This is a genomic window from Chryseobacterium subflavum (assembly GCF_055762745.1).
Genome location: NZ_JBVTMR010000004.1, coordinates 372439 through 378438 on the forward strand (window position 1 = coordinate 372439; position 6000 = coordinate 378438).

Annotated in this window: 5 protein-coding genes and 1 rRNA gene; 2 read left to right on the forward strand and 4 right to left on the reverse strand. The window is 34.7% G+C overall.

From position 1 onward, the window contains the following. Positions 1 to 152 precede the first annotated feature (152 nt). The gene (locus AC0INN_RS19150) at positions 153 to 722 is read left to right on the forward strand and encodes a fasciclin domain-containing protein (RefSeq protein WP_172283532.1); all 570 of its coding nucleotides are present in this window, start codon (positions 153 to 155) and stop codon (positions 720 to 722) included. A gap of 111 nt (positions 723 to 833) precedes the next feature. On the opposite strand, the gene AC0INN_RS19155 is transcribed toward AC0INN_RS19150, so the two are convergent. From AC0INN_RS19155 to AC0INN_RS19165, 3 genes are read right to left on the reverse strand one after another with little or no spacing between them, the layout of a single operon-like run. Continuing rightward, entirely contained in the window at positions 834 to 1589 is a 756-nt protein-coding gene (locus AC0INN_RS19155; protein ID WP_273650660.1) for a hypothetical protein, read from the reverse strand. Positions 1590 to 1599: 10 nt separating this feature from the next. After that, positions 1600 to 2682 carry a putative type IX sorting system protein PorV2 gene (locus AC0INN_RS19160; protein ID WP_172283528.1) on the reverse strand — a complete coding sequence of 361 codons (1083 nt, stop codon included), beginning with the start codon at positions 2680 to 2682 and terminating at the stop codon, positions 1600 to 1602. Positions 2683 to 2695: 13 nt separating this feature from the next. Beyond that, a complete protein-coding gene (locus AC0INN_RS19165; protein ID WP_172283526.1) occupies positions 2696 to 3574 on the reverse strand; it encodes a DMT family transporter in 879 nt (292 codons plus the stop codon). 461 nt (positions 3575 to 4035) lie between these two features. Here AC0INN_RS19165 and AC0INN_RS19170 point away from each other — a divergent pair, with 461 nt between their 5' ends. Next, complete coding sequence (locus AC0INN_RS19170; protein ID WP_273650658.1) at positions 4036 to 5664, forward strand: acyl-CoA carboxylase subunit beta; 1629 nt, start codon at positions 4036 to 4038, stop codon at positions 5662 to 5664. A gap of 263 nt (positions 5665 to 5927) precedes the next feature. Here the strand turns inward: AC0INN_RS19170 and rrf are convergent. Continuing rightward, positions 5928 to 6000: ribosomal RNA gene (rrf, locus tag AC0INN_RS19175) — 5S ribosomal RNA — on the reverse strand; the annotation flags it as partial.

Consider the following 6000-nt stretch of genomic DNA (forward strand, 5'->3'; position numbering starts at 1 on the left):
TTCCTACAGATCCATATTTTTTCACTAGTTCTGTTTGTTTGGATTTTTATTTCCGACTAAAAAAATAAAAATCTTTAAATCTAAAACAAGATGAATGTCGTAAATGATCATAACAAGAAATCAAATACTATTTAATTAAAAAAATCAAAGAAATGAACACAAGATCAAAAATCGCAGTATTCGGAATGGTTGTATTATCATTCGCATTTAGCGGAACGGTAACTGCACAAACGATGAAAGAAAAAACAGTAATGGTAGGTGGAGCCGCTATGTATCCATCCAAAAATATCATTGAAAACGCTGTTAATTCCAAGGATCACAAAACACTGGTAGCAGCAGTAAAAGCTGCCGGATTAGTGGAAACCCTACAAGGAGCTGGTCCATTTACTGTACTGGCGCCTACAGATGCGGCATTTGCTAAACTTCCAAAAGGAACAGTTGAAAACCTGGTTAAGCCGGAGAATAAAGAAATGCTTACTAAAATTCTGACATATCATGTACTTGCCGGAAAGTTTAATGCTAAGGAAATCTGGGCCGCTGTAAAAGCAGGAAATGGAAAAAGTATGATGAAAACGGTGGAAGGAGAAGATGTTACTTTCTGGACAAAAGGCAAAGACCTTTATGTAAAAGATGCGAAAGGGAACAGTGCAAAAATTACCATAGCAGATGTTAATCAGTCTAATGGCGTTATCCATGTAATAGATACGGTTCTGATGCCTTAATTCTTAGTTTTTTTTATGGTTTAATAAATAACCCCTTACCTATTTTTATTTTGGTAAGGGGTTACTTATTTTATGTAGTTTCCTAAAAACCTCTGAAGTTTTTACATTTTCTTATTTACCTGCATAAACATCTTTAGAATAACTACCATTTCCGGTAGGAATTTCTATTACAATGTTTCCATTTTCATAATAACCGATAGTATTATCTCCATTTGCAAGCTTCACTCTGAACACCTCTTTTTTTGTTGTTTCCTTAAAAGTCGCATAAGGAACAGAGCTATCCGATTTCACAAGTATAAACTGACTGTTATCAATCTGAATTTTCTGTAGGGTTACTGCTCCGTTACTATATTTGTTTACAGAACTTCCTGTTGATGAAGCTGTATTAGTGTTATCCTGAACTGAAGCAACCTGCACCTGCTCATTGGTCTTCGTTTCAGCCGGAGCAGCTATTATCGTTGGATAAGAAACAGGAATAGAAACAAAAGTTTGTTTTAATGCATCCTGAAATCCCTCTTTATAATCTTTAATATTTGATGCTCCTTTACCGGTCAGTAATACCTTATCATGACAGTCTTTAAACTGAACGACCACTTTATTTCTTAAGAACCCGCTATCATCAATGACATCGGCATTTACAATATTACAAGGATTTTCTTTAGCTTCAGCAGGCCATTGCTCCCGGCTTCCCTGAAGAACAACATATTTTTTACCTTTTAAAGCTTTCGCCAAAGCAATATCCAAATCGAAACTTTCTTTAAAAGTGCTGAATTTTTCAGGTATAGAAATATACTTATAATCAGATACTTTTTGTCCGAAAGCAAGTATCGAACAAACTGTCAATATAGCAAATAATCCCTTTTTCATATTTTATTTTTTAATCATTTCTAAATGTTCCCATATCTAATTTAAGAGAAAAAAAATTGGAATAAAAATTCGATCCTCCGATTCCTGAATTAGTAATAGCATAGTCGAGAGTAAGTCCCCGGTATCTGATTCCCAAACCTGCACTCGGCTGAAAAGAAACCTTTCTTTTCAGATCTTCAATATCCGTGATAGACTGAAAACGATTCACTCCCAAGCGTACAAAAATCATTTTCTGATATCCCAATTCCGCTCCTGCATATGGTGTTATACTGGCAAAATCTGTGGAAATTAAAGCTGCAGTTTTAGCGAAATCCACATTGATTCCGGCTTCCGGTAAAACATAAACGCTGCTGTTGATTTCAAACATTTTACTTGCTCCTACATTAAGTTTAGGCATAGTAAGCTCCATTTTATCTTTTGGAGCAGGGTTAAACTCTTCTCCGTTCACAACTGTTGATAACTCCTTCTGATTGATGCTCCAAAAGTTAACGGTGGTGGTAGCGTCACGAAGCATTCCCCCAAATTTCCATCCATTATCAGCTTTATAAATTGCCCCTACATCAAAACCAAATCCATATCCGCTGGCAAATTTCCCTACATTCCTGTAAACAATCTTGGCATTAACACCCACATCCAATTTTGTGTTACCGCCAGGATGAAATGCATAGGACAGAATAGCAGCATAATCTGACTGCGAAAACTTGGTGATTTTGTCATAGTCAATATTTCCCTCAGAATCGATCATTTGAGTCGTATTCAGGATATTATCTACCCCTAATCTCACTACTGAGACTCCGAAAACTCCCTCTTCCATCACTTTAGCATAGGCAAGATAATCATATTTTGCTATAGATTCAAAGTATTCGGCGTGCATCGCAGCTCCTTGCCAGTCTCTTTCGATAGACATAAGACCTGCAGGATTCCACATGGGAGAATAAACGTCATCCTGATTGGAAATAACTGCTCCACCCATCGCCAGGCCTCTTGCTCCTGCCCCTATATTTAAAAATTCATTGGAATATTTTCTAATGATCTGAGATTGAAAAAATCCAAATGCTAAAGAAAATAGGAATAGTAGATATTTTTTCATCATATAAATTTGATGCTTAATTAGTTTTTTTTTGTTTTCTGGCTTTTATCAGCCCATTAGCTATAATTGCTAATATCATCACCAATGATGCTATATAAAATATAGGGCTCATATGCTCCGATTCGCCAAAGATAAAAAAAGCTAGTATAATTCCGTAAACTGGCTCTAAATTAACTGTTAAAATAAGTGTAAAAGGAGAAATATACTTCATCAGATTCACTGATTCCAACATTGGAAAAGCGGTAAAAACACTTGCTAACAAGCATATTAACGCCAAATCCCTGTAGTTTATTTCGTTCATTTGAAAAATTTGCCCTGAAAATAAATAAAATATCAATAAAACTGACCATCCACAGAATATTTCATAAAAAATAATATTCCCTGAACTTGTTTTCCCAAACATCTTACCATTGAAAACGGAAAATATCGTCCCAAAAATAGCACACAAGACACCAAAAAGTATCCCTTCTTTATATTGAAACTCTGTTTTAAAAATCAGCAGGATGCAAGCCACGATAACAATTCCCATGATAACTTCCGAAATATCTATTTTTCTTTTAAAAATAATAGGCTCTAATATTGACGCAAAAAGAGTAGATAATGATAAACAGCTTAATGCAATAGAAACATTCGAAACTTTAATGGAATAAAAAAAACAAAACCAATGAGCCGCCATTGCAGTACCAATCGCCGCCAATTGGAAAAATATTTTCTTTGAGACTTTTATACTCTCTTTTTTATAAATTCTTATGTAAGCATACAGGAATATCGCGGCAAATAGCATTCTGTAGAAAACCAGAATCTGAGCATTGGCATGAATCAGTTTCCCCAAGATTGCAGTGAATCCCCATAAAAAAATTATTAAATGCAATCTGAAAAGTGCTAATTTATGCATAACCTACCTTTAAATTTTTAAAATGCAAATTTACAAATAGCATTTCCAATTCCTTTCATAAAAAATAGATTTGAATAAGAAAAACAGATATTATTATAATAAACTCCCATTTTCATTTACTAAACTTTCATGAAGAGCCATATTTAATGATGAGGAGATCAAAAAAATCTTAATATATCTAATCGCAAAATACATATACAAAAAACCCCGAAAATTTGGACAACTTTCGGGGCTTTCAAATAATAAACTATTAAAAAAATAAACTAGGAACAGAGTAATTAAAGAGCAATAATACTCCTCAATACTCTTACGTAAAGTTAGAAAAAATATCAATTAATTAAAAATAATTTCTTGTTAAATATTTCACAATTTTCTGTAAACCAAACTATTAAACACGTGTTTTAATAAAATTTATATTCTCTTTAAAAATAGTATCTTTAGGCGTAAAAAATTATAATTTTATGGATATCGAATTCAACAAACGAGAAGATCAAAACAGATTAAAATTATCCGAAATAAATCGTTTACTTGCCGAAATAAAAAAAGGAGGTGGAGAGAAAAAACTTCAAAAGTCACGTGAAGAAGGAAAAATGACTGCAAGAGAAAGAATTGATTATCTTCTCGATAAAGATTCAGATTCCATAGAAGTGGGAGCATTTGCAGGTTATGAGATGTATGAGGAACATGGAGGCTGCCCCGGAGGAGGTGTAGTAGTTGTCATTGGTTATGTTTCGGGTAGACAATGCCTTGTTGTAGCGAATGACGCTTCTGTAAAAGCAGGTGCATGGTTTCCAATTACCGGAAAGAAAAATCTCAGAGCGCAGGAAATTGCTATGGAGAATAAACTTCCCATTATTTACCTTGTAGATTCAGCAGGTGTTTATTTGCCTATGCAAGATGAGATATTTCCTGATAAAGAACATTTTGGAAGAATTTTCAGAAACAATGCCAAAATGAGTTCTATGGGAATTATACAGATTTCTGCTGTTATGGGTAGCTGTGTGGCCGGAGGTGCTTATCTACCCATTATGAGTGATGAGGCAATGATCGTTGATAAAACAGGCTCTATCTTCCTCGCAGGAAGCTACCTTGTAAAGGCTGCCATTGGTGAAAGTATCGATAATGAAACTCTGGGCGGAGCAACTACGCACTGTTCTATTTCAGGAGTTACAGATTACAAAGCAAAAGATGATAAAGATGCTTTAGACAGGATTAAGAATATCATGAAATCTATTGGAAGTACTGAAAAAGCAGGTTTTGATAGAATTGAAAGTTTTCCACCGAAAGAGAATCCTGAAAACATTTTTGGGATAATGCCGGCTTCAAGAGCTGAACAATATGATACATTAGATATTATTAAATGTATGGTAGATAATTCCGAATTTGAAGAATATAAGCCGGATTACGGAAAAACTATTATTTGTGCTACGGCAAGAATAGATGGCTGGTCCGTGGGAATTGTGGCCAATCAGAGAAAGTTAGTAAAGAGTGGTAAAGGAGAAATGCAGTTTGGAGGAGTTATTTATTCCGACTCTGCAGATAAGGCAACGAGATTTATCGCTAATTGTAATCAGAGAAAAATTCCTTTGATCTTTTTACAGGATGTTACAGGATTTATGGTAGGATCCAAATCAGAACATGGAGGGATTATTAAAGACGGGGCAAAAATGGTAAACGCAGTAGCCAACTCTGTAGTTCCTAAATTTACTGTGATTACCGGAAACTCATATGGAGCAGGAAATTATGCAATGTGTGGAAAAGCATATGATCCGCGACTCATTGTTGCATGGCCATGGGCTGATCTTGCCGTAATGGGAGGAGCTCAGGCTGCAAAAGTTTTAGCTCAAATCCAGGAATCAACATTAAAAAAACAAGGAAAAGAAATTAGTGAAGAAGAGCATAATGAAATCTTAGATAGCATATCCAAAAGATATCAAAAACAAACCGAATCTACCTATGCTGCGGCCAGATTATGGACTGATGCCATCATTAATCCTACAGATACCAGAAAATGGATCTCTATGGGTATTGAAGCTGCTAATCATTCCCCTATAACGGAGAAATTTAATTTGGGAGTAATACAGGTTTGATAATGATACAATTTTCAATATATATTTATTGCCCTATTTGAAAAAGTAGGGCTTTTTTGTATTTATTAACTAGCTATTGTTCATAACTGATAATTGATAAATAATGATTGATAGTTGATGAATGATCTTTTATCATTTATAATTCATCAATGATCAGTGATCATTGATCTTTTATTCCTATGGTATGGTGTAGTAGGTATAGATATGTATAGGTATAAAACAAAAAAGTCTCATACAAATTCATGTATGAGACTTTTAATAAAAACTGGCGGCGACCTACTCTCCCGCTTGTCGCAGTACCATCGGCGCTGGTGGGCTTAACTTCTGTGTTCGGAA

Coding starts and splice junctions, on each gene's coding strand:
- AC0INN_RS19150 (WP_172283532.1), top strand. CDS start 153: ATGAACACAAGATCAAAAATCGCAGTATTCGGAATGGTTGTATTATCA.
- AC0INN_RS19155 (WP_273650660.1), bottom strand. CDS start 1,589: ATGAAAAAGGGATTATTTGCTATATTGACAGTTTGTTCGATACTTGCT.
- AC0INN_RS19160 (WP_172283528.1), bottom strand. CDS start 2,682: ATGATGAAAAAATATCTACTATTCCTATTTTCTTTAGCATTTGGATTT.
- AC0INN_RS19165 (WP_172283526.1), bottom strand. CDS start 3,574: ATGCATAAATTAGCACTTTTCAGATTGCATTTAATAATTTTTTTATGG.
- AC0INN_RS19170 (WP_273650658.1), top strand. CDS start 4,036: ATGGATATCGAATTCAACAAACGAGAAGATCAAAACAGATTAAAATTA.